We start from the raw sequence: 24,129 nt of genomic DNA, 5'->3' as shown, positions 1-24,129 counted from the left end.
GTGTAGCGTGCTTCCTCGCAGGTCGCCAAATGCCGGTCAGCGCCGCGCCCGCCGCCCGCGCCGGACCCGTTTGATGGCCTCGAACCAGAGCACGCTCAGCAGGCCGAGCCCGCCAGCCGCGGCGAGCTCGTGCCAGGGCAGCGGCGCGAAACGCAACACCGTCACGGCCCAGGGCACATACAGGGCGGCCAGCAGCAGCGACAGGGCCAGCCCCACCACGACCCAGAGCGCACGGTTGGGCGTGCGCAGCGTGACCCAGAACGGTTCGGTGGCCGAACGGTTGGAGAGGATCAGCGCCAGGTTGCCCACCACCAGCGTCGCGAAGGCAAATGCACGGGCCTCTTCCTCGGGCAGGCGCGGCGCCGCCCAGGCAAAGGCCCCCAGCACCGCTGCCAGCACACCCAGGCCCTGCAGCAGCGCCAGCCACAAGGTGGCTCCTCCGAACAGCGGCGCGCTGGCGTCGCGCGGCGGGCGCTGCATCAAGTCGCTTTCGGCCGGTTCGTTTTCAAACGCGACCGAACAGGCCGGGTCGATGATGAGTTCGAGCAGCGCGATGTGCATCGGGAACAGCAGGGCCGGCCAGCCGAACAGCACCGGCAGCAGCGCCATGCCGGCGATCGGCACGTGCACCGCCAGGATGTAGGACATGGCCTTGCGCAGGTTGTCGAAGATGCGCCGCCCCAGCCGCACCGCGCGCACGATGGCCGCGAAGTCGTCGTCCACCAGCACCAGCGAAGCCGCCTCGCGCGCCACGTCGGTGCCGCGCAGGCCCATGGCCACACCCACGTGCGCGGCGCGCAGGGCGGGCGCGTCGTTCACGCCGTCGCCCGTCATGGCCACGATGTCGCCGCGCGCCTTGAGCGCCTGCACGATGCGCAGTTTCTGTTCCGGCGCGATGCGCGCGCACACGCTGACGTGCGCCATGCGCGCCTGCAGCGCGGCATCGCTGAGCGAGGCCATCTCGTCGCCCGAGAGCACGTCGTCCGCGGTGAGCGATGTGGCCAGGCCGGCCTGCTGCGCGATGGTCAGCGCGGTGGTGGGGTAGTCGCCGGTGATCATGACCACGCGGATGCCCGCCGCACGGCACTCGGCAATCGCCGCCGGCACCTGCGGGCGCACCGGGTCGGCCAGGCCCAGCAGGCCGACGAAGCCGAAATCGAAGTCGTGTTCGTTCGCGGGCCAGTCCTCGCCCTCGAACCGGCCGCTGGCCACGGCCAGCACACGCAGGCCCTGTGCGGCCAGCCCGTCCACCACCGTGGCGATGTGCGCCCGCTGCGCCGCATCGAGGTGGCACAGGTCCATCACCGCTTCGGGGGCGCCCTTGGCGGCCACCGTCTGCGCGCCGCCGTCCGACGCCATCCACACATGCGACATGGCGCGCAGCGCCGGGCTCAGCGCATAGGTCTGCACCAGCCGCCAGTCGTGGTGCAGGTGCTCGGTGTCGGCGAGGAAGCGCGCGCCCAGCTGGTGGAAGGCCTTCTCCATCGGGTCGAAGGGCTCCACCACGCTCGCCAGGATCGAGTACTCCACCAGCGTGTGGAAGGCTTCTGGCAGGGGTGCGCTGCCCAGCGTGTCCAGCGCCAGCCGGTCCGGCAGCGCGGCACCGCCCGCGGCCAGGTGGGTGACCGTCATGCGGTTGGCGGTCAGCGTGCCGGTCTTGTCGCTGCACAGCACCGTGGTGGCGCCCAGGGTTTCGATGGCGTTGATGCGCCGCGTGAGCACGCCTTCCCGCGACAGGCGGCGCGCGCCCAGCGCGGGGAACACGGTCATCACCACCGGGTATTCCTCGGGCAGCATCGCCATGGCCAGCGCGATGCCGGCCAGCGCGGCCTGCAGCCAGTCGCCGCGCAGCAGGCCATGCACCAGCACCAGGGTGAGGCTCAGCAGCAGCGCCAGCACAGCCAGCTTGCGCACCAGCGCCGTGGTCTGGCGCTGCAGCGGGGAGCGTTCGTTGTCCAGCGTGCCCAGCGCCAGGCCGATGCGCCCGATCTCGCTGCGCGCGCCCGTGGCCGTGACCTGGGCCAGCGCCTGCCCGCGCACGATCAGCGTGCCGGCGTAGACCGTGGGCAGGTCGTCGCCGCCAGGGCGGTGGCCCTGGGTGCCACCGTCGCCCGCGGGCGCAGCGCTTTCGTGGGGCAGGGCGGCCCGTTTGGCCACGGGCACCGGCTCGCCCGTCAGCAGCGACTCGTCGGCCTGCACGCCATCGGCCGACAGCAGCAAGGCGTCGGCCGGCACGCGGTCGCCTTCGCTCAGCTGCAGCAGGTCGCCGCGCACCACCTCGCTCCCGGCGATGCGCTGCGCCACGCCGTTGCGCACCACCAGCGCGCGCGGGCTGGTCAGGTCGCGCAGGGCCTCGATGGCGCGTTCGGTCTTGCCCTCCTGGTACAGCGTCAGGCCCAGGGTGACGAGCACGAAGCCGAACAGGGTCAGCCCTTCCTGCAGGTCGCCAAAGACCAGGTAGAGCGTGCCCGCCGCCAGCAGCAGCAGGAACATGGGCTCCTTCGCCGTGTCCCGCGCGATGGACAGCAGGCTGCGGCGCTGGCCGCCGGGCAGGGCATTGGGGCCGTCTTCGGCCAGACGCTGTGCGGCCGTGGCCGAGGAGAGGCCCTGGCTGGCACCGGCCAGGTTGTCCGGATCGGCGGGGTGGGTGGTCGGTGAGGGCATGCCCGAGCGTAGCGCAGCGGGTCGGGGGTGCCCATTCACCGCCAGCGCCTGCCTGCGAGGGGCGTCGCCACCGCGACTGCCGCGACAATCGATGGCCTTGCCCGACCGCGACCGACCCGAACGCCATGCCCACGCTTGCCCAAGTCCTGCCTTTCCTGATCACTGCCGTGCTGCTCACCGCCACACCGGGGCCGGACAACCTGATGGTGCTCAGCGTCGGCGCCTCCAGAGGCCGGCGCCTGGGCATGGCCTTCGGCCTGGGCTGCGCCACCGGCTGCCTGAGCCACACGGTGCTGGCCGCGCTGGGCGTGTCGGCGGTGCTGGCCGCTTCGCCAGTGGCCTTCACCGCGCTGCGCTGGGCCGGCGGGGCTTATCTGGTGTGGCTGGGCATCAACGCCCTGCGCAGCCGGGGCGGGCTGGGCCTGCCGGCCGAGAGCGGCGCGCCCGCCGCCGCCGACTCCGCGGCGCGGCAGTTCTTCAAGGGCATGCTGGCAAACGCCATCAACCCCAAGGTGGTGCTGTTCTTTCTGTCCTTCCTGCCGCAGTTCGTGGTGCTGGCCAATGGCAACGTGCCGCTGCAGATGGCCATGCTGGGCGTGGTGTTCACGCTGCAGGCGGCGGTGCTGTTCGGTGCACTGGGCTGGTTCGCCGGCGGCATCGGCCAGTGGCTGCAGCGCCGCCCGCGCGCCGGCCTGTGGCTGGACCGGGTGAGCGGCGTGGTGTTCGTGGGCCTGGGCCTGCGGATGGTGCTGTCGCGCTGAGAGGCTCAGTGACCCCGTGAGGGCAGCACCGCTTCGCCTCGCACGGCGCGGGCCATCAGCGGCCACACACTGCGATGCGACTGGCGGAACCAGTCGAGATGGCCGAGGTCGCGCAGGCCGTGGTCGCGCGGACGCACGCAATGGGCCTGGCGCGGCGCGGCGGGCAGGGTGCGCAGCAGGTCGGCCACGGTGGCGGGGTTGGCGATGTCGTCGTCCTCTGCGTGCAGCACGGTCACAGGCGTGCGCACCTGGGCGTGGAAGTCGCGCTCGGGGTGGTGGCGCACGGCGTTGGTGGCGTAGCCGCCGCGCGCGCACCAGCGCGACCACTGCAGCGCCACGCCGGCCGGCAGGTTCTCGCCCAGGCCCAGCACGGCGGTGGTGCCGTAGCCGGTGAGGCGGGTGCCCAGGGGCAGCACCAGCCGCATGCCGAAGTTGGCCTTCAGGCGGAAGCCGGGCCGCATGGCCTTGAACCAGCCGGTGGAGGCCGAGATGCCCACCAGCCGCGCGACGCGGTGGTGGTTGGGCAGCAGGCCGATCATCTGCCCGCCCGCGCTGTGGCCGACGATGACCGCCTGCGCCGCGCCGGTGCGCGCGAGCAGCCAGTCCAGCGCCGCGACCTGGTCCTGCTGGCCCCAGTCGGCCAGGGTGGCACGGCAGTCTTTCAGCCGGCCGTGCAGCGACAGTCCGATGCCCCGGTAGTCGAACACCAGCACGTCGTGACCCTGCGCCGCCAGCCAGCGCGCAAAGCGCAGGTAGAAGTGCTGCCGCACGCCGGTGGCCGGCGAGATGAGCACCGGCAGGCCGCCCGCCGGGCCGCCGCTGCGGGCCATGAAGTGGCCGTGCAGACGCTGGCCGTCGGCGCAGGTGATGTGCACGGTTTCGTCGGTGGTGGGGTGCGGGGTGTTCATGGTGGGTCGGACTCCTGGGTGGTCTGCTGCACGTGTTGCAGCCAGCGGGCCACGGTGGCCAGCTCGTCGGGGGTGAAGCCGGTGGTCAGCCGGCGGTTGATGCGTTGAATGGCCGAGCGCAACAGCGGCAGCTGATCGCGCCCGGCCGGCAGCAGCCACACGCGCTGCGTGCGTGCGTCCTGCGGGCAGGCGGCGCGCTGCACCCAGCCCAGCACCTCGGTGCGCTGCACCAGGCCGGTGGCGGCCGAGGGCGCGAGGTCCAGCGCCTGCGCGATCTCGCCCATGGTGCGGCCATCGCTGTCCTGCAACACGAACAGCAGACCGCCCTGCGCGGGCGACGGGGCGTGGTCCTGTTCATGGGCCAGGCGCAGCTGTTCGGCGGCCACGAGCTGCTGCAGGCGGCGCTGCGCGGCGTTGAGCAAAAAGATGAGGCGGGGCGGTCGGGCGGGTGGCATGCGGTGGATGATTTGTTTCGCATGCGAAATATATAGCGATGACGAAACCGCCGCCAGACCGCCCTGTCGCGGGGGCGTCGTTCAGTCTTTCGGGCGGGGCGCCAGCAGCGCCTGTTTCTCCCGCCAGACCTTGCGCACGAAGGGGTCGGCGATGGTGTAGACGCCGTGGCTGGGCCGGATGATGAGCTGGGCGCCGACCATCTTGTCGACGACCTTCTGCACCTGGGAGGCGTCCACCGCGCTGCCGATGCGCTCGCCGTAGAAGGTCAGCGACTCGGCACCGAACAGGCCCGAGACGCCCTGTTCGCCACCCGCGGCGATGCGCTCGAACACCGCCTTGCCGAGTTCGCCCAGGTCGTCGAAGGCCTTGAGGTCGGCGTCGGCCGCGGCGCCGGCCAGGGTGGCGCAGACGATGTGCCAGGCGGTGTCGGGGTCGGTGCCGCCCACCTGCTGCAGCTGGCGCAGGGCCTTGAGCAGCTCCTCCGGCCGGTGCCCCAGGGTCTGGAAGCCGTCCCAGGCGGCGTCCAGGCTGGGCAGGGTCAGGCCGGGCGCCGACGCGAGGCGGTCCAGCTGCCACTGCACGAAGTCCCTGCCGAGCACCTGGTAGGACGCCGAGAGCGCCCCCGCGAAGGGCTGCGCGCGCCGGCTCGTCATCTCGGCCAGCAGCGACTTGTGCGAGCCGGTGCCGATGAACAGGAAGCGACCGGGCGTGCCGGGCTTGGCGTTGACGGCGTCGCGCGCGGCCTTGAGCGCGTGCAGCAGCGCCTGGCCTTCGTCGGTGCCCAGGGTCTGCTGCACCTCGTCGATGATCAGCACGACGTTGGTTTTGGTCTTCGCGACCAGGGCCTCGAAGGCCTGGGCCAGCGTGCTGCCGCCGGGCTCGCCGATGCGGTCCAGCTCGATGTCCAGGCTGAGCCCCGCCGCGCCCAGGCGCAGGCCCCGCAGCCGCTTGAGCAGGGCCGAGCCCGGCGTCTGCAGCTGCAGCAGGGTCTGGCGCACCGCCTCGTGCACCAGGGCCGAAGGGCTCTTGGCCGGGTCGGCCCAGAGGTCCACGTAGATCACCAGCGCGCCGCGGGACTCCAGCGCGGGGATCAGGTCCTGGCGCAGGAAGGTGGTCTTGCCCACCCGGCGGATGCCCGAGAGGAACACGCCCGAGCGGGTGCTTTCGTCCAGCGGGCCGGGGTTGAGCAGCTGCTCGGCCATCTGGCCGGCGTAGAGGTCGCGGTGGAAGAGGCTGTCGGTGCTCATTGCCGGATATTAGTGGATTCGGATAATTATCTGAACCAGATAAAACAGGATGAACCACTCAGAGCGGCATCGGCGCCGGTCCCGCGCCGAAGGGACCGAGCCAGGCCCGCAGGTAGGGCAGCAGCCGGTCCTTCATGGGCTTGTGCTGGTGCAGGGCGCAGAAGTGCAGCGCCAGGGTCTGCACCACCAGGGCTTGCAGCCCCTCGACCAGCAGCTCGACCGGCACGTCCCGGCGGAAATCGCCGGTCGCCAGCCAGGGGCCCCAGACCTGGCCCATGCGCTCGAAGGTGGTGGCGATGGGGCCGATCTCTTCCATCGCCGCGGCGCCCGAGCGGCGCAGGATCACGTCGAACACATAACGCTCCGACGCCATCAGCTCCAGCAGCGGCATCAGGCGCCGGGCCAGCTGTTCGGCGTTGCGGGGCGGGGCGGCGGCTGCCATGCGGTCGAGCTGGGCGTTGATGCGCTCGCTGATGAGCAGGTCCATCAGTTCGTCCTTGTCGTTGAAGTGGGCGAAGAAGGTGCCCTTGGCCACCCCGGCGCGCTGCACGACCTCGTCGATCCGCAAGGCCTCGAAGCCTTTTTCGGTCACCAGGGCCTGGGCAACCTCGGTGAGGCGGGCCCGCGTTTCAAGGGTTCTCTGCTGGACGGCTTTGCGCATGGCGGCACTGTGCCGCAGGTGTTGACCACAGTCAAATTTAAATTGACCACGGTCAATAGTTGTGCTTGAATTTGACCATGGTCATTTTCAAAGGAGATCACCCATGACCCGCATCCTGGTTCTCGACGGCCATCCGGCGCCGGCCTCCCTCTGCCGCTCGCTCGCGCAGCGCTACGCCGACGCGGCGCGCGAGGCCGGGCACGAGCTGCGGGTCGTCCACCTGCACGACCTGGACTTCGACGCCGACTTCGGTCTGGCGGGCTACGGGATCACCAAGCCGCTGGAGCCATCGCTGCAGAAGTTCCAGGACGACCTGGCGTGGTGCGGCCACTTCGTGCTGTTCACGCCGATGTGGTGGGGCGGCCTGCCGGCCCGACTCAAGGGCCTGTTCGACCGCTCGCTGCTGCCGGGCCAGGCCTTCGACACGCGCAACCCGAGCTGGACCGGCATGCCCCGGCCGCTGCTGACGGGGCGCAGCGCGCGGGTGGTGGTGACGTCCGACACGCCGTCGCTGTTCCTGCGCCTGCTCTACCGCAACGCGCTGGTCTGGCAGCTGCGCGGGCAGATCCTGCACTTCGTCGGTTTGCGGCCCGCGCGCTTCACGCTGTTCGCGCCGGCCAGCCACCCCAAGCCGGGCCGGGTGCAGCGCTGGCTGGACGCAGTGGGGCGGCTGGGCGCGAGCGGAGGCTGAGGCTCTGCGGCTTCAGCCCGCTTCCTGCTGCAGCCGGTCGATCATGAAATCGGCGGCGTCCAGAATGTGCCGGCGCGCCAGACGTTCGGCGGTGTCGCCGTCACCGGCCGCCACCGCGGCCAGCAGGGCTTCGTGCTGGTCCCAGATGTCGCGCGGCTTGTCGTCGCGCATCAGCACCTCGCCCATCACGCGCTGGGTCTGCGTCCAGTGCGTTTCCATCGAGGGGGCCACCAGCGGGTTGCCCGAGAGCGCGTAGATGACACCGTGGAAGGCCATGTCGGCGGCAATCATCTCGGTGTAGGACCCGCTGGCCACCGCCTGTCGGCCGGCGCGGATCAGCGCCGGCCCCTGCTGGGCCGCCGCCCCGGCGTTGCGCTCGGCGGCGTTCCGGAAGGCCAGGCCTTCGATGACGGCGCGCACCTCGTACATGTGGCGCACGTGGTCCAGGTCCAGCGGTGCCACCTGCAGGCCGCGGCCGGGCGCGTCGATCAGAACGCCCTCCTTGCGCAGCAGGGTCAGCGCCTGCTGCACCGGCTGGCGCGAAATGCCGAGCTGGTGCGCCAGCTGCTCCTGGATGATGCGTTCGCCGTGGCGCAGCTGGCCCGAGGCGATGCTGGAGAGAATCGAACGGTGGACCTGTTCGACCAGGCTGGGCGCAGACTGCAACGGCTTCATGGGCCCAATGGTAGTGGTCGCCGGACGCCCGGCTTTCAGGCTCCTGCGCGCCAGCGCCGTTCGGCCTCGTCCCAGGCGGCCAGGGCCTGCAGGTCGGGCACCCAGGCCAGGCCGCTCTTGGCGTCCGACGACGCAGCTTCGGGCGTGACCACCACGTCCAGCAGGGCCGGGCGGCCGGCGCGCAGCTCGGCCAGCGCGCGGGCGATCGCGCCATCCAGGTCCTCGTCCTTCTGCACCCGCTCGCCGTGCATGTGGAAGGCGCGCGCCATGGCCGCGTGGTCGGCGAACTGCAGCTGCGTGCCGACCACCTTGCCGTGGGTTTCCTGCTGGTCGCGCACCTCGATGGCCCAGGAGCCGTTGTTGGCCACCACGATCAGCACCGGCGCCTTCTGACGCACCGCGGTGTCGATCTCCATGGCGTTGAAGCCGAAGGCGCCGTCGCCCGTGGCGACCACCACGGTGCGGTCCGGGCAGGCCAGGCTGGCCGCGATGCCAAAGGGCGTGCCAACGCCGATGCAGCCCAGCGAGCCGGGGTCGAGGTAGGTGCTGGCGGGCAGGCCGACGCGCGCGAACGAGAGGAAGTCGCCGCCGTCGGCGACCACGATGGCATCGGGCGGCAGCGCCTCGCGCAGCGCGGCCAGCACGCGGTTGGGGTGCAGGCGGCCGTCGCTGCCGCCGAGGGCGTCCTTCATGGACTGCTCCAGCTTGGCCGAGCGCTGGCGGTGCTGCTCGCGCAGGCCGGCCAGCCAGGCGCCGTCGCTGGCGGGCACGGTGGCGGGGGCAGCGTCCACGATGGCCTGCAGCGCCAGCCCGCAGTCGGCCAGCACCTCGACCGTGCCCCGGCGGTTGTCGCGCAGTTCGGCGGCGCAGTCGGCGATGCGCAGGAACTGGGCGTCGCCAAAGACGGAGGGGGAACCGAAGGCCAGCTGGAAGTCGAGCCGGCGGCCGACGGTGATCACCAGGTCCGCCTGGCCCATGACCGCGCCGCGCATGGCCGCGACCACGCTGGGGTGGTCGTCGGGCACCAGGCCCTTGCTCTCGCCGGTGTCGAGGTAGGCCGCGCCGAGCTTCTCCAGCAGTGCGCACAGGGCGGGGCCGGCGCCGCGCGCGCCGCGGCCCGAGATGAACAGCGGGCGTTTTGCAGCCCACAGCAGGTCCACCGCCGCCTGCACCGCCTGCGGGTGCGGCGGTGCGGGCAGGGCGGCGGGCGGTGCGAACACCTCGGGCAGCTGCATGCGCACCGCCACGTCGGCGCGCAGCGTGTCGATGGGGAAGTCGAGGTAGACCGGGCCGGGTTCGCCGCCTTCGCCCAGCGCGCGCGCCGTGGCCTCGGCCAGTTCCTGCGGCACCAGGTCGGGGTGGCGCACGGTGCGGGCGTAGCGGGTGAGGCTGCGCACCAGTTCGGTGTGCACGATGTCCTGCAGCGCGCCGCGGTTTTCCTGCGGCGTCGGCGGCAGGCCCGAGAGCACCAGCAGCGAGGCCTTGGCGATGTGGGCGTTGGCGATGCCGGTCATGGCGTTGGTGACGCCCGGACCTGCGGTGACCAGGGCTACGCCGAGCCCGCCGGTGAGCTGCGCCTCGGCGTGCGCCATGTAGACGGCGGCGCGCTCGTCGCGCACGTCCACGATGCGGATGCCCTCGGCGTCCAGCCGCATCCAGATCGGCATGATGTGCCCGCCGCAGAGGGCGTAGACGCGGCGCACGCCGCGCGCCTTGAGGAACCGTGCGATGACGGCGGCGGCGGACTGTTCGCTGATCGGGGGTGGGGCCATGTTTGTCTCCGGGGGGATTGACGAAATTGAATTCTGAATTCAGAGTTCAAATAAATCAAGCCAGGATTCAGCCGGAATCGCCCCCAGCCATCACCCAGGAGACAGCCCATGGGCCCTTTGCTCACCATCGCCGACGCCGTGGCCACGCACGCGCGACTCACTCCCCACAAGCTCGCGGTGCGCGACTCGTTGCGCCGGCTGACCTATGCCGAATGGGACGCGCGCGCCTCGCGGCTGGCGGCCGGTCTGCTGGGGCTGGGCCTGGCCCAGGGTGACCGCGTGGGCGTGATCGCGCACAACCGACTGGAGTGGATGGAGATCTACGCCGCCATGGCGCGCGCCGGGCTGGTGGTGGTGCCGCTGAACTTCCGCCTGACCGGGCCGGAGATGGCCTACATCCTGGACCACGCCGAGGTGGGCGCGGTGATCGCGGGCCCCAACTTCTGCGCCACGCTGGACGGCATCCGCGGCGAACTAGCGGTGCCGGCCGACCGCTACGTGGTGCTGGGCGACGAGTCCCCCGCGGGCTGGACGGCCTACGAGGCGCTGCTGGCCGGCGCGCGCACGGACACCGTGTTTCCTTTGGTGGCGCCGGAGGACATGTGTGCGCTCATGTACACCTCGGGTACCACCGGCCGGCCCAAGGGCGCGATCCGTGCACACGCGGGCAGCACGCTGATCGCGCTGGCCACCGCGCTGGAAATGGGCTTCACCCGCAACGACACGGCGCTGCTGGTGATGCCGCTGTGCCACGCCAACTCGCTGTACTTCGGCACCACCTTTGTCCACCTGGGCGCCACCATCGTGATCGATGACCGGCCCAGCTTCGACCCGGCAGCGGTGCTGAAGACCCTGGCCGAAGACCGCGTGACCTTCACCTCCCTGGTGCCCACGCACTACATCCTGATGATGGCGCTGCCCGAAGCGGTGAAACAGGCCTGCGACCTGAGCGCGGTGGGCAAGCTGATGATCTCCTCGGCCCCGGCGCGGCCCGAGACCAAGCGCGGGATCATGAAGCTGTTTCCCAACGGCAAGCTCTACGAGCTGTACGGCTCGACCGAGGCCGGCTGGGTCACGCTGCTGCGGCCCGACGAGCAACTGAGCAAGCTCGGTTCGGTGGGGCGCGAATGGGCGGGCAGCGGGGCTATCCGGCTGCTCGACCACGAGCGCAACGAGGTGCCGGACGGCGAGGTGGGCGAGCTGTTCTCGCGCACCGCCTATGTGTTCGACGGCTACTGGCGCAACCCCGAGAAGACCGCCGAGGCGATGGACGGCCACTGGTGTTCGGTGGGCGACATGGCGCGGCGCGACGAGCAGGGCTACATCTGGCTGGTGGACCGCAAGAGCAACATGATCATCAGCGGCGGCGAGAACGTGTACCCGTCGGAGGTGGAGGCCGTGATCGGTCAGCACCCGGCGGTGCGCGACGTGGCGGTGGTGGGCGTGCCGCACGACAAATGGGGCGAGACGCCGCTGGCGGTGGTGGTGCTGCACCAGGGGGCGGAGGCGACCGAGGCGGTGCTGCGCGACTGGTGCCGCGAAAGACTGGCGGGTTTCAAGTGCCCGTCGCGCATCGTCTTCGTTCAGGAGGACGAGATGCCGCGCACCGCCACCGGCAAGGTGCTGCACCGCATCCTGCGTCAGCGCTTCCTGCCCGCCTGAGGCTTCTCCGATCCGACCGCCCACTGCGCCGCGCTCCCCAGCAGGTGCTCACGGAACACCTGCGCGATGGGCGACAGCTGCTTGGCGCGCGGGTGCACCAAGTGCCACTGTGAGCGGATCGGAAACCCGCTGACCGGCAGCAGCACCAGGTCGCGGCCGATCTCCTCGGCCTTGAGCGCGTGGCGCGAGACGATGCCCACGCCCAGGTGGCCGGCCACGGCTTCCTTCAGCGCCTCGTTGCTGCCCAGCTCCAGCGTGAGCGCGGGTGCGAAGCCGGCCGCGGCGAAGTGCCGCTCGGTCGCCAGCCGGGTGCCCGAGCCGCGTTCGCGCAGGATGAAACGTTCACCCGCCAGCGACGGCAGCGCCACGCGCTGGCGCTGCGCGAGCGGGTGGCTGGCGGGCGCGATCAGGTGCAGCGGGTTGTCCAGGAACACCTGGTCCTGCAGGTCGATGTCGGCCGGTGGCTGGGACATGACGTAGAGGTCGTCGCGGTTCTCGCGCAGGCGCTGCACCACACCGTCGCGGTTGAGCACCTCCAGCGCGATGTCGATGCTCGGGTGCTGTTCGCAGAAGCCACCAAGCAGGCGCGGCACGAAGTACTTGGCGGTGCTGACCACGGCCACGCTCAGGCGCCCGCGGGTCAGGCCCTTCATGGCGCTGACCTGCTGGCCGAAACGTTCCCATTCGCCGGCGATGGCGCGCGCGCTCTGGGCCAGCTCGCGGCCCGCTTCGGTGAGAAAGACCTTGCGGCCGATCACCTCGTACAGCGGCAGGCCGATGGACTCGGTGACTTCGCGCAGCTGCATGGACGCGGTCGGCTGCGTCACGTGCAGGGCGCGCGCGGCGGCGCTGACGCTGCCGGAGTCGGCCAGCGCCAGGAACAGGCGCATCTGGCGGAAGGTGATGTTCATAGATTTTTATCTATGTTGTGGCGCACAAAAATCGATTTTACTTTATGCATGCCGGTCGCCACAATCCGCGCCCAACCAAGGAACATCCCATGAACCTGCACAACCTGGTCGATCCGGCCACCCTGTTTTTTGTGGTCGGCGTGCTGGCCGGCCTGGTCCGCTCGAACCTCGAAATCCCGCCGGCCATTTCCCGCTTTCTCTCGATGTACCTGCTCATGGCGCTCGGCCTCAAGGGCGGGTTCGCGCTTGCGGCCTCGGGCCTGAATGCGCAGGTGGTGGCGGGGCTGGGCATCGCCGTGGTGCTGGCGGTGGTGGTGCCGCTGATCGGCTACACGCTGCTGCGGCGCTGGGTCTCGGGCTTTGACGCGGCGGCGCTGGCCGCCACCTACGGCTCGGTCAGCGCGGTGACCTTCATCACCGCCACCGGCCACCTGGACAAGATCGGTCTGCCCTACGGCGGACACATGGCCGCGGCCATGGCGCTGATGGAGTCGCCCGCCATCGTGCTCGCGGTGCTGATGGCCAACCGCCTGCGCCAGCAGCAGACGGCGCCGGCCGGAGTCGTGCTGGGCGGCGGTGCGGCGGTGCTGGGCGGGCCCCCTGGGGGAGGCGTGTCCACCGACTGGCGCAAGCTGCTGCACGAATCTTTCACCGACGGCTCGCAGCTGCTGCTGATCGGCGCCATGGTGGTGGGCCTGATGACCGGCGAGGCCGGGCGCGAGGCCATGCAGCCCTTCTCGGGCGACCTGTTCAAGGGCATGCTGGCCTTCTTCCTGCTCGACATGGGCCTGATGGCCGCGCGCAACCTGCCGGGCCTGCGCGGGCGTTCGCCGGTGCTGCTGGCCTACGGCGTGCTGGCGCCGCTGCTGCACGCCTCGCTGGCCTGGGCCCTGGCGCGCACCGCCGGCCTGCCCGCGGGCGACACCGCGCTGCTGATGACGCTGGCGGCCAGCGCGTCCTACATCGCGGTGCCGGCGGTGGTGCGCTACGCGATACCGGAGGCCAACCCGTCGCTGTACTTCGGCCTGTCGCTGGGGCTGACCTTCCCGCTCAACCTGCTGCTGGGCATTCCGCTGTACACGCACCTGGCGACGACGCTGCCCTGAGCAAAGGTGGTGAATGTGCGGGGGGCCGTGGGAGCGGCCATGGCGTGTTGTCCTACACGCGCATGCGGCGCTTTCCGATGCGGGCGGAGGGGGACGAAAACCAGAATGGGTTCACTCGGCAGGGAAGAGGACCGACCCGCCAGAGTCCTTCCAACCACGCTCTCCTGGAGCTTCGAGAAAAGGAACCACCCATGAACAAGCGCAACCTTCCCCGCATGCTGCTGCTGGCCGCCACGGTCAGCCTGGCCTCTGCCGCCGGTGCCCAGACGGTCGACAACTGGACCAATGGCGACGGCTCGCTCGCCTGGCGCAACGGCACGAACGAACTGTGCTGGCGCAACAGCAACTGGACGCCGGCCACCGCCCACCCGGAGTGCGACGGCGCCATCAAGCCGCCGCCTCCGCCCGCCCCCGTGGCCCAGGCGCCTGCGCCGGCACCGGAGCCTGTGCCAGCACCCGCACCAGCCCCCGCGCCTGCGCCAGCCCCGGTGCAGGCGATGACCTTGCAGGCCGAGACCCTGTTCGATTTCGACAAGGCGGTGCTCAAGCCGGCCGGCAAGGCCGCGCTCGACGGCCTCGTGGCCGAGCTCTCGAAGGTGAACGTCGAAACCATCATCGCCGTGGGCCACACCGACGCCACCGGCACCGAGGCCTACAACCAGTCGCTGTCCGTGCGCCGCGTCGGCGCGGTCAAGGCCTATCTGGTGAGCAAGGGCGTGCCGAGCGAGCAGATCAAGACCGAAGGCCGCGGCGAGTCGCAGCCGGTGGCGTCCAACCAGACCCGCGAGGGCCGCGCCCAGAACCGCCGCGTGGAGATCGAGGTGGTGGGCACGCAGAAGCCCTGAGGACGGGAGCCGGGGCTGACCGTGTGGTCAGGCCTCGGCGCGCAGCGTGAAGCAGAAGCGCGCGCCCTGGCCGGGCGCCGCCTGCACCGTGATGCGGCCGCCGTGCCGGTCCACGATGCGGCGCACCGTGGCCAGGCCCACCCCGGTGCCCTGGAATTCGCTGGGGTGGTGCAGGCGCTGGAAGGGTTCGAACAGGTGGCCGGCCTTGGCCATGTCGAAGCCAGCGCCGTTGTCGCACACACAGAAGCCGCTCAGGCCATCGACCGTGTCCCTGCAGAAGCGGATGTGCGCCTGGGGTGTCCGGGCGCTGTACTTCCAGGCGTTGTCCAGCAGGTTGACCAGCAGGGCCTCGGCCAGGGCCGCGTCGCAGTCGGCCACGAGGCCGGGTTCCACCTCCACCACCACCTGGCGCGCCGGTTCGGCCGCGGCCAGCTCGGCCAGGCGCCGCGTGGCGATGGTCGACAGGTCGACGCGGGTGCGGTCCAGCGGCTTGTTGGTGTGGTGCGAGAGGGCCAGCAGGCCCTCGATGAGTTCGCCCATGCGGCGCGTGCCGTTCTGGATGCGCTGCAGGTGCTGGCGCCCCTCGTCCCCCAGCAGGCCCGCAAACTCGTCCATCAGGATCTGCACGAAGCCGTTGACCGTTCGCAGCGGCGCGCGCAGGTCGTGGGTGACGGCGGCGGCGAAGGCGTTGAGCTCCCGGTTGGCCGCGCTGAGCTCGGCCGTGCGCTCGATGACGCGCTGCTCCAGTTCGGTGTTGAGGCGGCGGATCTCCTGCGCGGCACGCTCGCGCTCGGTCAGGTCCTGCACATAGGACACGCGGCGCACGGGGCGGCCGTCGGCGTCGCGCAGCACCGTGAGGTCGATCAGCACCGGGAAGATGCGGCCATCGCGTGTGATGTGCTCGGTTTCGAAGACGATGTGGTCGTCCACATACGCCTGCTCCAGTGCGTCCCTCAGGCCGGGCAGGGCGCGCTCGGGGTACAGGCTGGCGACCGGCAGGCCGTTCAGCTCCCGGGCGGTGTAGCCCCGCTGCTGCGCGAAGGTGGGGTTGGCGGCGATGAGGGTTTCGGTTCGCACATCGGAGATCAGCAGTCCGACCTCGCTGTGCTCAAAGGCCTCGGCCCACAGGCGCAGGCCGGCCTCGGCCCTGCGGCGTTCGGTCAGGTCCTGGAACGACACGAGCATGCCGTCGGGCAGGGCAATGCCGCCGGATTCGGCGATGCAGGTGCTGCCGTCATAGCAGCGCAGCTCGTATTCGGCGGTGGGCAGCGCCATGGGCGTCTTGCCAACGTGTGGCAACGCGTTCCGCCAGCGTTCGCGGGCCGCTTCCCGGGCCGGCCCCTCCGGGAAGGCCTGCACGAACCACTGGTCAACATGGGGCACGTGGCGGATGTCGTAGCCGAGCAGCTGTGTGAAGCGGGCATTGAGCAGCAGCACCTGGCCGTCCGCAGCCACAAAGGCCATCGCCACCGGCGCATGGTCGAACAGCATCTGGAAGCGCTCGCGGCTTTCGCCCAGTGCGTTCACCAGGCGGGCCATGGAGCGGGCAAACACGGCGACCTCACCGCTGCCCGCCACCTCCGGCAGGCTCACCAGCGGGCGGTTCACGTCGAGGTCGGCCACGGCCTGGCTCAGGCGCTCCATGGGGCGCAGCTTGCGGCCCATGGCCCACCAGGTGATCCAGGAGAACATCAGCGCCGACACCAGGCCCACGGCCAGCGCGCGCCAGCCCATGCGCCGGGCGTCGGCGAAGGCGGTCGCTTCGTCCAGCCGCACCAGCACCGTCCAGCCCAGGCCGGGGTAGGGGTGCGTGCCCAGGGCCGGCGCGGCGGCCGTGAGGTAGCGCCGGCCGTCGGGCCAGGTTTCGATCGCGGTGCCCACACGGCCCGCCTTCGAACCGGTGAACACCGTGAGCGACGACAGGTTGGTCGCGTCGCGGGCGGGCAGCGTGGGGCTGCCCACGATGACTTCGCCGTCCCGGTTGACCAGCAGCATCTCCAGCCCTGGCACGTCCAGCTGGTCCAGCAGCTGGTGGCGCACCTGGTAGGCCCAGTCCAGGCTGAGGTGGGTGGCGAGCACGCCGATGAAGTGTCCCTGGCGGTCGAGCAGGGGCAGCGAAATGTCCATCAGCCGCAGCGGCAGCTCGTCCAGCTCGGGCGGGGGCAGCAGCTTGCCCAGCAGCACGGCGTCGTGGATGTCTTCCTGGTGCAGGCGCTGCCGGCCGCCGATGAACCACGAGCGCTGCGACACATCCGCGCCGTTGATGCGCGGTTCTGTGCTGGCCAGAATGCGGCCCTGCGTGTCGGTGATGCCGATCCAGGCGTAGAAGGGATAGATGGCTTTCTTGGTCAGGAGCAGGGCCTGCTTGTCCTGCGCGGCCCGTTGCGGGTCGCGCAGGCGCTCAAGGCTGGCAATGAAGCGCAGCTCGGTGGTGCGCGCGTGCATGTCCTGGTCGAGCTGCGAGGCCATGCGGGTGACCAGGATGCGCTGCAGCCGGAACTGGTCGGCTTCGATCTGCTGCCGCACCAGGTGCGTGGTGAGCAGCACATAGCCCACCGCGCCGGCCACGGCCAGGCCACCGATGAGCAGCACCAGCTGCAGCCGAAGACTGTTGCGCAGACCAGAAGACACGTTGATGCGGTGAGGGCGGAGGCTCCGCCGCGGTGATCGGAGAAGGGCTTGTAACCCGGGAGGGGCCGTTGTACAAGATCCTGCCCGGCGCTCCCCGAATGCCCTTGTCAGAATTGACGGTGCGCGATGGATGTCGTCAGCGGAGCGTGGCGGCTTCCACCAGTTTCACCACCGCCCACAGCACGCGGTTGGCGGGGGTGGGCACGCCCAGGGCCTCGCCGCGGCGCACGACGTGGCCGTTGAGGTGGTCGATCTCGCTGGGCTTGCCGCGCATCAGGTCCTGCGCGGTGGACGAATACTGGCTGGGCATGGTCTCGGCGATGCGGCGCACGGCGGCGTCCACGTCGCCGGGCAAGGTCACGCCGTCGGCCGCGGCCACCGCGCGGCACTCGGCCACCACGTCGCGCATGGTGTCCTTCACCCCGGGCTGCTGCACCAGTTCGCCATAGGCGATGCGCCCCACGGCCGAGAGGGCGTTGTAGGCGCAGTTGAGGATGAGCTTGGCCCAGAGCGCGCCGCGCACGTTGTCGCTGATCTCGGTGGGCACGCCTGCGGCGGCCAGCGCCTGTGCCACCCGTTCGCTGGCGGTTGAGGGTTCGATGACGAGTTCGCCGCGGCCGTGGTGGCGCAGGTGGCCGGGGCCGGCCATCTCGGTGGCCACGTAGACCACGGCGGCGGCCACTTGCACGCCCGGCAGCACGGCGCGCAGGCGTTCGGCGTTGTCCACGCCGTTCTGCAGGCACAGCACCAGGGCACCGGGTTTGAGGTGTTCGCGCATCTGCGCGCCCGCCGCCTCGGTGTCGGGCGACTTGACCGCGAACAGCACCAGATCGGCGCCGGCCACGGCCGATGCCTCGGTGTTGGCATGCACCTTCACCGTCTCGTCGAAGGTCTGGGTCTGCATGCGCAGGCCCTGCGTCTCGAACACCTGCACGTGTTGCGGCCGGCCGATGAGCGTGACGCGGTGGCCGGCGCGCGCGAGCATGCCGCCGTAGAAGCAGCCGACGGCACCGGCACCGAGCACGGCGACCTGGAGCGGTGCGGTCGGCGTGCTCATGGTCAGATCGCGAGCAGTTTGCAGATGGCCGCGATGTGGGCCGGCGTCGGCTTCTCGGGCGGCATCTCGTCCTCGGCCGCGCTGGCGTCTTCGTGCGCCTGGATGGCCGCGACCAGCGCGTACTGGTTGTCCCAGGTCAGGGTCTTGCCCTCGGGGCACATGTCGCGCAGGGTGCCGAACCAGTAGTAGCCGTCCTTGCCGCCGAAGAGCTGGTCGATGCCGGCCGCGTCGCCGGACTTGAGGCCGGCGCCGCTGAGGATGAGCTTGAGCTTGTGGTGGGAGACGGCGTAGTGCATGAAAGTGGCCAGAAAGAGGGGGAGGGCCGGGATTGTACGGAGGGCCGCCGGGTGGACGGCTGGCATCGGCCTTGCTACAACGGAAACGGGTGTCGGCAGCGGCCACCCGCCGCTGCCGCCGGTTCGCCCGCCACGGGCTTTCACCACAGGACCTGTCCATGTCCGCAGACGCTTCCCAGCCTTCCGGCGAGGCCCCGGCCTCGGCCCAGACGCCGCACCCGCGCCACATCCGGCTCACCTCGCACTCGGGCGGTTTCGGTGCCCTGCCGATCGTCTGGGGCGCGGCCACGGCGCGCGAGCGCGGCCCGGTGGTGGGCACCACCACCAACCGCGCGCACCGCAACGTCATCGGCACGCACAGCGGCAGCTACAGCGTCTACCGTGCGCTGGCGGTGGCGGCCGGCGCGCTCAAGCGCGAGCACAAGGCCGACCTGACCAACACCGCGCCCACCGACGTGATCGGCCCCTACCCGCAGTGGGCCGATCCGACCAAGATCGTCAGCCTGGACCCCTGGGGCGCCGAGGTGGCCGACGTGTACGCGCAGGAGCTGGCCGCGGGCTACGACATCCGCCCGACCATTGCCGTGACCAAGGCCCATGTGCTGCTGCCCGAAGTGATCGACGCCGTGCAGAAGGGGCGTCTGAAGCCGGATGGCCAGCTGCTGACCGCGGGCGGAGCGGCAGTGGTGACCAAGGTGGCGGTCGAGCCGGTGTGGTACCTGCCGGGTGTGGCGAAGCGCTTCGGCTGCAGCGAGGCGGATTTGCGCCGCGTGCTGTTCGAAGAAACCGGCGGCATGTACCCGGAGCTGGTCACGCGCTCCGACCTTGAAGTTTTCCTGCCGCCGATTGGCGGGCAGACGCTCTACATCTTCGGCCACCCGCGCGACCTGGCCAACCCGGCCGTCACGCTGACCGCGCGCGTGCACGACGAATGCAACGGCTCGGACGTGTTCGGCTCCGATATCTGCACCTGCCGGCCCTACCTGACACACGCCATCGAGGAATGCATCCAGGGTGCGCAGCGCGGCGGCGTGGGCCTGGTGGCCTATTCGCGCAAGGAAGGCCGGGCGCTGGGCGAGGTGACCAAGTTCCTGGTCTACAACGCGCGCAAGCGCCAGGTGGGCGGCGACACCGCCGACCAGTACTTCGCCCGCACCGAGTGCGTAGCCGGCGTGCAGGACATGCGCTTCCAGGAGCTCATGCCCGACGTGCTGCACTGGCTGGGCATCACCAAGATCCACCGGCTGGTGTCGATGAGCAACATGAAGTACGACGCCATCACCGGCTCGGGCATCGAGGTGGGCGAGCGCGTCAACATCCCGGACGAGCTGATCCCCGCCGACGCGCGCGTGGAGATGGACGCCAAGATGGCGGCCGGCTACTTCACGCCGGGTGTGGTGCCCGACGCCGAGGAGCTGAAGAAGGCCAAGGGCCGGGGACTGGGGGCATGAGCGCCGCCCGCCTGCTGCGGTCGACGACGGCCGTCCGCACCCGCGCGCGCCAGCTGCTGGCCCGCGCGCGCGAAGGCGCCTCCGAGTACTTTGTGGTGAGCGGCACCGCGCTGGCCGGCGCTGCGCGCACCGTGGCCCAACTCACGCGCGAGCGCTACCCCGACGGCCGCATCCCGTACCACAGCCGCTGGCGGCATTTCGAGGCCGGTGGCGTGGACCGGCGTGCCCTGCTGGACGCCGCGCTGGGCGACGTGGACGCGGCCACACGGGCGCGTGCGCAGATCGATCTGGTGGTGGTGAGCGTGCTGCTGGACGCGGGCGCGGGCGCCGACTGGTCGTACCGGGAAGCCGCCAGCGGCCAGCGCTTCGCGCGCTCCGAAGGCCTGGGCGTGGCGAGCTTCCATGCCTTCCTGGCCGGCCTGTTCTCCAGCGACCCGCAGCGGCCGCTGCGGGTGGACGCGGCCGGTCTGAGCGCCGTGACGGCCGAACGGCTGGCCACCGCCTTCCAGGTGGGCGGTGGCAACCCGCTGGTGGGACTGGAGGGGCGCGCCGCGCTGTTGCGCCGGCTGGGCGAGGCGCTGGCCGCGCAGCCGGCGGTGTTCGGTGCCCAGGGCCGGCCCGGTGGCCTGTTCGATGCACTGACCGCGCAGGGCGGTGGCGCGGTGGCGGCGCACGACATCCTGGTGCTGCTGCTGGACACGCTGTCCGGCATCTGGCCAGCGCAGAACACCATCGATGGCGAACCGCTGGGCGACTGCTGGCGCCACCCGGCCGTGGTGGGCGAAGGGCTGACCGCGGGCTGGATGCCCTTCCACAAACTGTCTCAGTGGCTGACCTACTCGCTGCTCGAACCCTTTGAATGGGCGGGCGTGCGCGTGACCGGCCTGGACGCCCTGACGGGGCTGCCCGAATACCGCAACGGCGGCCTGCTGATCGACGCTGGCGTGCTGCGCCCGCTGCCGCCCGACTGGGCCACGCGCGACTGGCAGGCGGGCGATGCCTTCATCGTCGAATGGCGCGCGCTCACCGTGGCGCTGCTGGACGAACTGGCGCCGCTGGTGCGCGCCGAGCTGGATCTGAGCGAGCAGCAGATGCCCCTGGCCTGCGTGCTCGAAGGCGGCACCTGGGCCGCCGGCCGCCTGCTGGCGCAGCGCCAGCGCGGTGGGCTGCCGCCGCTGAACATCGTCAGCGACGGCACGGTTTTCTGACCCTTTCTTTCCATCACCACAACAAAGGCCTCCACCATGAGCAACGTCCACGTCGTGAACCACCCGCTGGTGCAGCACAAGCTCACGCTCATGCGCAGCAAGACCGCCAGCACCAACAGCTTCCGCCGCCTGCTCAACGAGCTGTCCATGCTCATGACCTACGAGGTCACGCGCGACATGCCCATGCAGGACCTGGTGGTGGAAACGCCGCTGGAGACCATGACGGGTCAGGTCATCGACGGCAAGAAGCTGGTCTTCGTGTCCATCCTGCGCGCGGGCAACGGCATCCTGGACGGCATGCTCAGCGTGGTGCCGGGTGCGCGCGTGGGCCACATCGGCCTCTACCGCGACCCCAAGACCCTGACCGCGGTGGAGTATTACTTCAAGATGCCGCCCGAGATGCACGAGCGCGACGCCATCGTGGTGGACCCGATGCTGGCCACCGGCCACTCCGCCATCGCCGCCATCGACCGCCTCAAGGAATGCAACCCGAAGTCCATCAAGTTCGTCTGCCTGCTGACCTGCCCCGAAGGCCTGGCCGCGATGGAGAAAGCCCACCCGGACGTGCCCATCTACACCGCGGCCATCGACCGCCAGCTCGACGAGCACGGCTACATCCTGCCGGGCCTGGGCGACGCCGGCGACCGCATCTTCGGCACGCAGTGAGCACGGCGCCGAGGGTCCGGCTGCTACCATGACTGCGACCCTTGAGGAGCCTGTACATGCCCATGTTCATCGACACCTCGCCGCCCGGCCAGTGCATTTTTTGCCGGCTGGTCAGTGGCGACATTCCTTCGGCCAAGGTGTACGAAGACGCGCTGACCATCGCCTTCATGGACCTGGGCCAGGTCAATCCCGGCCATGTGCTGGTGGCGACCCGTCGCCACGCCGCGACGCTGCTGGACATCACCGCCGAAGAAGCGGCCGCCGTGATGCAGACGGCGCAGCGCGTGGCGCGGGCCGTTCAGGCGGTGTTCGATCCGCCGGGCCTCACCCTGCTGCAGGCCAATGGCCGCGAAGGCGACCAGACCGTGTTCCATTTCCACCTGCACGTGGTGCCGCGCCATGGTGGCGATGGCATCGCCCTGAGCTGGCCGCGCAAGGATCCGGGTGCCGAGGTGCTGCGCGGGTATGCCGAGCGGCTTCGGGCCGTGCTCGTGACGCCATGAACGCCTGGTCGCCAACGGGCGGACGGACATCGCCATGCTCGACCTGCTGATCACCCACGCCACCCTGCCCGACGGACGCACCGACATGTCGGTCGCCGTGCAGAACGGCCGCATCGTCGACGTGGCCGAAGGCCTGCAGGCCCCCGCGCAAACGACCGTGGACGCGGCGGGGCAACTGCTGAGCCCGCCGTTCTGCGACCCCCACTTCCACATGGACGCGACGCTGAGCCATGGCCAGCCGCGCGTGAACCAGAGCGGCACCCTGCTCGAAGGTATTGCGCTCTGGGGCGAACTCAAGCCGCTGCTGACCGAAGAGGCGCTGGTCGAGCGCGCGCTCGCTTACTGCGACTGGGCGGTGGCCAAAGGCCTGCTGGCCATCCGCAGCCATGTGGACACCAGCGACCCCAGCCTGCTGCCGGTGCGCGCGATGCTCGAAGTGAAATCGCGCGTCGCGCCCTACCTGGACCTGCAGCTGGTCGCCTTCCCGCAGGACGGCGTGCTGCGAACGAAGGGCGGTCTGGACAACCTGACGCGCGCCCTGAATCTGGGTGTGGACGTGGTCGGTGGCATCCCGCACTTCGAGCGCACTTCTGAACAGGGGGCGCAAAGCGTGAAGCTGCTGTGCGAACTCGCCGCCGAACGCGGCCTGCCTGTGGACATGCACTGCGACGAGAGCGACGACCCGCTCTCGCGCCACATCGAGACGCTGGCGTACGAAACACAGCGTCTGGGCCTGCAGGGGCGCGTCAACGGTTCCCACCTGACGTCCATGCACAGCATGGACAACTACTACGTGAGCAAGCTGATCCCGCTCATCGCCGAGGCCGGTGTGAGCGCGGTGGCCAACCCGCTGATCAACATCACGCTGCAGGGCCGCCACGACACGTACCCCAAGCGGCGCGGCATGACCCGCGTGCCCGAGCTGATGGCGGCCGGCGTGACGGTGGCCTTCGGTCACGACTGCGTGATGGACCCCTGGTACTCGCTGGGCAGCGGCGACATGCTGGAGGTGGCGCACATGGGCCTGCACGTGGCACAGATGACCAGCCAGGCCGGCATGCGCCAGTGCTTCGATGCGGTGACGGTGAACGCGGCGCAGGTGATGGGGCTGGCGGGTTATGGCATCGAGAAGAGCCGGGACGCGAGCTTCGTGCTGCTGCAGGCGCGCGACCCGGTGGAGGCGATCCGCCTGCGCGCGACGCGTCTGAAGGTGTGGCGCCAAGGGAAGCTGCTGGCGCAGACCGCGCCCACCGAAGCGCAGCTATCGCTGCCCGGCCGGCCGGGCAGCACCGCGTTCATGCCGCCGCGAGCAGCCGGCGGCTGAGTTCCGCGTCGTCCACGCCGGCCACCTCGACCCGCTTGGTGCGGCCCGACGCGCCGAGCTCGATGCTGATGGCCGACTTGGGCACGCCGAACACGTCGGAGAGAAAGCCGATCAGCGCCTTGTTGGCCGCGCCATCGACCGGCGGCGCCTTGAGCTGGATCTTGGGTTTGCCGTCGTGCAGGCCGACGCACTGCGTCTGCCTGGCGCCTGGCTGGCAGTAGACGACGATCTTGCCCATGGGTTTGGCGCGGGGCTCAGCTCTTCTTGACGAACTCGGACTTGAGCTGCATCGCGCCGAAGCCCTCGATCTTGCAGTCGATGTCGTGGTCGCCCTCGACCAGGCGGATGTTCTTGACCTTGGTGCCGACCTTGATGACCGCCGACGAGCCCTTGAGCTTGAGGTCTTTGACCAGTGTCACGCTGTCGCCATCGGCCAGCAGGTTGCCGAACGCGTCCTTCCAGACTTTGGCCGCTTCGGCCGGTTCGTCACCGCCGGACTTGCCCCACTCGTGGGCGCATTCGGGGCAGATGTAGAGATCGCCGTCCTCGTAGGTGAACTCGGACTGGCATTTCGGGCAGCGGGGCAGGGTCATGGTGTGGGGCGGCGGTGGCAAAGGCCGACACTGTACCCCTA

At 70.6% G+C, this 24,129-nt stretch carries 23 protein-coding genes; 10 read left to right on the top strand and 13 right to left on the bottom strand.

Annotated elements, in window-relative coordinates:
* Window positions 1-36: 36 nt before the first annotated feature.
* Complete coding sequence (locus tag DD542_RS01330) at window positions 37-2,664, bottom strand: cation-translocating P-type ATPase (RefSeq protein WP_127803243.1); 2,628 nt, start codon at window positions 2,662-2,664, stop codon at window positions 37-39.
* Window positions 2,665-2,789: 125 nt separating this feature from the next.
* Here DD542_RS01330 and DD542_RS01325 point away from each other — a divergent pair, with 125 nt between their 5' ends.
* A complete protein-coding gene (locus DD542_RS01325) occupies window positions 2,790-3,425 on the top strand; it encodes a LysE family translocator (protein ID WP_127803240.1) in 636 nt (211 codons plus the stop codon).
* A 5-nt stretch (window positions 3,426-3,430) separates the two neighbouring features.
* On the opposite strand, the gene DD542_RS01320 is transcribed toward DD542_RS01325, so the two are convergent.
* The 4 genes from DD542_RS01320 to DD542_RS01305 all read right to left on the bottom strand — a co-directional run bounded on the left by DD542_RS01320 (window position 3,431) and on the right by DD542_RS01305 (window position 6,697).
* Window positions 3,431-4,333 carry an alpha/beta fold hydrolase gene (locus DD542_RS01320; RefSeq protein WP_127803238.1) on the bottom strand — a complete coding sequence of 301 codons (903 nt, stop codon included), beginning with the start codon at window positions 4,331-4,333 and terminating at the stop codon, window positions 3,431-3,433.
* A complete protein-coding gene (locus DD542_RS01315; RefSeq protein WP_127803236.1) occupies window positions 4,330-4,788 on the bottom strand; it encodes a MarR family winged helix-turn-helix transcriptional regulator in 459 nt (152 codons plus the stop codon). The genes DD542_RS01320 and DD542_RS01315 overlap by 4 nt, the downstream gene beginning before the upstream one ends.
* An 81-nt stretch (window positions 4,789-4,869) precedes the next feature.
* The gene (locus tag DD542_RS01310) at window positions 4,870-6,036 is read right to left on the bottom strand and encodes an AAA family ATPase (RefSeq protein WP_127803234.1); all 1,167 of its coding nucleotides are present in this window, start codon (window positions 6,034-6,036) and stop codon (window positions 4,870-4,872) included.
* A gap of 58 nt (window positions 6,037-6,094) precedes the next feature.
* Window positions 6,095-6,697 carry a TetR/AcrR family transcriptional regulator gene (locus DD542_RS01305; RefSeq protein ID WP_127803232.1) on the bottom strand — a complete coding sequence of 201 codons (603 nt, stop codon included), beginning with the start codon at window positions 6,695-6,697 and terminating at the stop codon, window positions 6,095-6,097.
* Window positions 6,698-6,800: 103 nt separating this feature from the next.
* On the opposite strand from DD542_RS01305, the gene DD542_RS01300 reads away from it, so the two are divergent.
* Entirely contained in the window at window positions 6,801-7,388 is a 588-nt protein-coding gene (locus DD542_RS01300; protein WP_127803230.1) for an NAD(P)H-dependent oxidoreductase, read from the top strand.
* 12 nt (window positions 7,389-7,400) lie between these two features.
* Here the strand turns inward: DD542_RS01300 and DD542_RS01295 are convergent, their stop codons facing one another.
* Entirely contained in the window at window positions 7,401-8,063 is a 663-nt protein-coding gene (locus DD542_RS01295; protein WP_127803228.1) for a GntR family transcriptional regulator, read from the bottom strand.
* Window positions 8,064-8,098: 35 nt separating this feature from the next.
* Window positions 8,099-9,835 carry a thiamine pyrophosphate-binding protein gene (locus DD542_RS01290; protein WP_127803226.1) on the bottom strand — a complete coding sequence of 579 codons (1,737 nt, stop codon included), beginning with the start codon at window positions 9,833-9,835 and terminating at the stop codon, window positions 8,099-8,101.
* 108 nt (window positions 9,836-9,943) lie between these two features.
* Here DD542_RS01290 and DD542_RS01285 point away from each other — a divergent pair, with 108 nt between their 5' ends.
* On the top strand, window positions 9,944-11,497 hold the full coding sequence (locus tag DD542_RS01285) for an AMP-binding protein (protein ID WP_127803223.1): 1,554 nt from the start codon (window positions 9,944-9,946) through the stop codon (window positions 11,495-11,497).
* Here DD542_RS01285 and DD542_RS01280 read toward each other — a convergent pair.
* Window positions 11,476-12,408, bottom strand: coding sequence for a LysR family transcriptional regulator (locus DD542_RS01280; protein WP_127803221.1), 933 nt, complete (start codon window positions 12,406-12,408; stop codon window positions 11,476-11,478). The two genes, DD542_RS01285 and DD542_RS01280, sit on opposite strands and share 22 nt — an antisense overlap.
* A gap of 95 nt (window positions 12,409-12,503) precedes the next feature.
* On the opposite strand from DD542_RS01280, the gene DD542_RS01275 reads away from it, so the two are divergent.
* Both DD542_RS01275 and ompA read left to right on the top strand, forming a co-directional pair.
* Window positions 12,504-13,514: a sodium-dependent bicarbonate transport family permease gene (locus DD542_RS01275; RefSeq protein WP_127807242.1), complete on the top strand. Its 1,011-nt coding sequence runs from the start codon at window positions 12,504-12,506 to the stop codon at window positions 13,512-13,514.
* 191 nt (window positions 13,515-13,705) lie between these two features.
* Window positions 13,706-14,359, top strand: coding sequence for an outer membrane protein OmpA (gene ompA / locus DD542_RS01270; RefSeq protein WP_127803219.1), 654 nt, complete (start codon window positions 13,706-13,708; stop codon window positions 14,357-14,359).
* 27 nt (window positions 14,360-14,386) lie between these two features.
* Here ompA and DD542_RS01265 read toward each other — a convergent pair whose 3' ends face one another.
* The 3 genes from DD542_RS01265 to DD542_RS01255 form a co-directional block, all read right to left on the bottom strand.
* Window positions 14,387-16,990, bottom strand: a complete 2,604-nt coding sequence (locus DD542_RS01265; protein ID WP_127803217.1) for a PAS domain S-box protein — start codon at window positions 16,988-16,990, stop codon at window positions 14,387-14,389.
* 136 nt (window positions 16,991-17,126) lie between these two features.
* Window positions 17,127-18,047: a ketopantoate reductase family protein gene (locus tag DD542_RS01260; protein ID WP_127803215.1), complete on the bottom strand. Its 921-nt coding sequence runs from the start codon at window positions 18,045-18,047 to the stop codon at window positions 17,127-17,129.
* Between the two features lie 2 nt (window positions 18,048-18,049).
* Window positions 18,050-18,343: a hypothetical protein gene (locus tag DD542_RS01255; protein WP_066156304.1), complete on the bottom strand. Its 294-nt coding sequence runs from the start codon at window positions 18,341-18,343 to the stop codon at window positions 18,050-18,052.
* Window positions 18,344-18,501: 158 nt separating this feature from the next.
* Here DD542_RS01255 and DD542_RS01250 point away from each other — a divergent pair, with 158 nt between their 5' ends.
* The 5 genes from DD542_RS01250 to DD542_RS01230 are packed head-to-tail and all read left to right on the top strand — an operon-like array spanning window position 18,502 to window position 23,495.
* Window positions 18,502-19,794 carry a GTP cyclohydrolase II gene (locus tag DD542_RS01250; RefSeq protein WP_066156307.1) on the top strand — a complete coding sequence of 431 codons (1,293 nt, stop codon included), beginning with the start codon at window positions 18,502-18,504 and terminating at the stop codon, window positions 19,792-19,794.
* Window positions 19,791-21,002, top strand: a complete 1,212-nt coding sequence (locus DD542_RS01245; protein WP_127803213.1) for a URC4/urg3 family protein — start codon at window positions 19,791-19,793, stop codon at window positions 21,000-21,002. Before DD542_RS01250 ends, DD542_RS01245 begins: the two co-directional genes overlap by 4 nt.
* A gap of 36 nt (window positions 21,003-21,038) precedes the next feature.
* Window positions 21,039-21,668 carry a uracil phosphoribosyltransferase gene (gene upp, locus DD542_RS01240; RefSeq protein ID WP_127803211.1) on the top strand — a complete coding sequence of 210 codons (630 nt, stop codon included), beginning with the start codon at window positions 21,039-21,041 and terminating at the stop codon, window positions 21,666-21,668.
* A 56-nt stretch (window positions 21,669-21,724) separates the two neighbouring features.
* Window positions 21,725-22,171: an HIT family protein gene (locus DD542_RS01235; RefSeq protein ID WP_127803209.1), complete on the top strand. Its 447-nt coding sequence runs from the start codon at window positions 21,725-21,727 to the stop codon at window positions 22,169-22,171.
* A 34-nt stretch (window positions 22,172-22,205) separates the two neighbouring features.
* The gene (locus tag DD542_RS01230; RefSeq protein WP_127803206.1) at window positions 22,206-23,495 is read left to right on the top strand and encodes an amidohydrolase family protein; all 1,290 of its coding nucleotides are present in this window, start codon (window positions 22,206-22,208) and stop codon (window positions 23,493-23,495) included.
* Here the strand turns inward: DD542_RS01230 and DD542_RS01225 are convergent.
* Together DD542_RS01225 and DD542_RS01220 are read right to left on the bottom strand one after the other, a co-directional pair.
* Entirely contained in the window at window positions 23,467-23,733 is a 267-nt protein-coding gene (locus DD542_RS01225; RefSeq protein WP_127803204.1) for a DUF167 domain-containing protein, read from the bottom strand. The genes DD542_RS01230 and DD542_RS01225 overlap by 29 nt on opposite strands.
* A 16-nt stretch (window positions 23,734-23,749) precedes the next feature.
* Complete coding sequence (locus tag DD542_RS01220; RefSeq protein ID WP_127803202.1) at window positions 23,750-24,088, bottom strand: zinc ribbon domain-containing protein YjdM; 339 nt, start codon at window positions 24,086-24,088, stop codon at window positions 23,750-23,752.
* Between the last annotated feature and the right edge of the window lie 41 nt (window positions 24,089-24,129).

Source organism: Hydrogenophaga sp. NH-16 (assembly GCF_004006415.1).
Lineage (GTDB): Bacteria > Pseudomonadota > Gammaproteobacteria > Burkholderiales > Burkholderiaceae_C > Hydrogenophaga > Hydrogenophaga pseudoflava.
The sequence above is the reverse complement of the archived record's forward strand: the minus strand, read 5'-3'. Positions and strand labels throughout refer to the sequence as shown.